2 protein-coding genes are annotated in these 1,653 nt (G+C 72.2%); one reads left to right on the top strand and one right to left on the bottom strand.

Annotation, left to right across the window (positions count from 1 at the left end; all coding sequences use genetic code 11):
• Positions 1-770: TIGR01906 family membrane protein (locus tag ACFQ36_RS22530; protein ID WP_377017778.1), on the top strand; the 770-nt coding region annotated here is incomplete at its 5' end.
• 19 nt (positions 771-789) lie between these two features.
• On the opposite strand, the gene ACFQ36_RS22525 is transcribed toward ACFQ36_RS22530, so the two are convergent.
• The coding region (locus ACFQ36_RS22525; RefSeq protein ID WP_377017774.1) for an AMP-dependent synthetase/ligase at positions 790-1,653 on the bottom strand (864 nt) is incomplete at its 5' end.

Raw genomic sequence — 1,653 nt, 5'->3', positions numbered from 1 at the left:
GCCGCGGCGCCAGCCGCCGGGCCGCCGCCCGTGAAGACGCGGTCAACGCCAGGCCTCGCGGCGGCCGGTTCTGCCAGGTCCTGCTGGCCGTGGCCTTCCCGCTCCTGCTGCTCATCGGCGCCATCCGGCTGGTGTGCACGCCGCTGTTCCTGTGGGCCGAATACCACCGCCCGGGCTTTCCGGCGGACGGCTTCGGGTTCAGTACCGAGGACCGGATGACCTACGGCTCGTACGCGGTGGACTTCCTGCTGAACTGGGCCGGACCGCGCTATCTGGGCGGGCTGGCCGGCCCGGACGGCCGGCCGCTGTTCCTGCCCTCGGAAGTCAGCCACATGGCGGATGTGAAGACCGTGGTCACCGCCGCGTTCCTGGCCGGCACCGTGCTGCTGGTCCTGGCCCTGGCCTGCCTGCTGTACCTGCGGCGCAACTGCCCGGGCGGCGTCCGCCGCGGGCTGTTTGCCGGAGCGGCGGCCACGCTGCTGCTGGTCCTGGTGCTGGGCGTGCTCGGCGCACTGAACTGGCAGGGGTTCTTCACCGGGTTCCACCGGCTTTTCTTCACGGAAGGGACCTGGACCTTCTACGCCGACGACACGTTGATCCGCCTGTTCCCGGGCCGGTTCTGGATGGACGCGGGCCTGGTCATCGCCGTGCTGGTGCTCATGGTCGCCAGCCTGGTGCTGGCTGTGACCTGGCCGACCAGGAGCCGGCGGGACCAGAGCGCCGAGCGGGCGGCTGCCGCGCGTGCCAGGCTCCGCGGCGAATCCGGATAGCGGCCGGCGGTACCGTTGTTCAGCCGTAGAGGCCGTCCACCTCCTGCGCGAAGTCTTCGATCACCTGGCTGCGCTTGAGTTTCAGCGACGGGGTCAGGTGGCCCGACTCCTCTGTCAGCGCCCGGGGCAGTACGGCGAACCTGCGGATCTGTTCGGCGCGGGAGACCTGCAGGTTCGCCTGGTCAACTGCCTGCTGCAGCTCGGCCAGCACGGCCGGATCGGCAGCGGCGTCCCGGACGTCCAGCGGCGACCGTCCGGCGGCGGCCAGCCAGTGGGCCAGCGCCTCCGGGTCCAGGCCGAGCAGCGCGCCGACGAACGGCCTGCCCTCGCCGACGACGACGGCATGGGCGATGAGCCGGTGTTCGCGCAGCGCGTCCTCGAGCGGGCCGGGGGCCACGTTCTTGCCGCCGGCAGTGACCAGCAGGTCCTTCTTGCGTCCGGTGATGGTCAGGTAGCCGTCCTCGTCCAGGATGCCCAGGTCTCCGGTGCGGAAGAAGCCGTCCGTGAACGCTTCCCGGTTGGCCTGGTCGTTGTGGAAGTAGCCCGGGGTGATGCCGATGCCCTTGAGCAGCACCTCGCCGTCGTCGGCGATCCGGATGGTGGTGCCCGGCAGCGGCAGCCCCACCGTGCCGATCCGGGCCGCCCCCGGCAGGTTTACCGCCGCCGGCGCCGTGGACTCGGTCAGGCCGTAGCCTTCCAGCACCGGCACCCCGATGCCGGTGAAGAAGTGGGCCAGCCGCGGGCTCAGGGCGCTGGCCCCCGAGACCGTGTAGCGTACCTCGCCGCCGAAGGCGGCCCGAAGCCTGCCGTAAACCAGCCGGTCGAACACGGCACGGCGGGCCCGCAACAGCGGGCCGGGACCCGGGCCGGCGCCCCGGGCGGC

This window comes from Arthrobacter sp. GCM10027362 (genome assembly GCF_042679445.1).
Lineage (GTDB): Bacteria > Actinomycetota > Actinomycetes > Actinomycetales > Micrococcaceae > Crystallibacter.
Note: the sequence above shows the minus strand (reverse complement) of the source record. Positions and strands in the feature narration are given on the sequence as shown.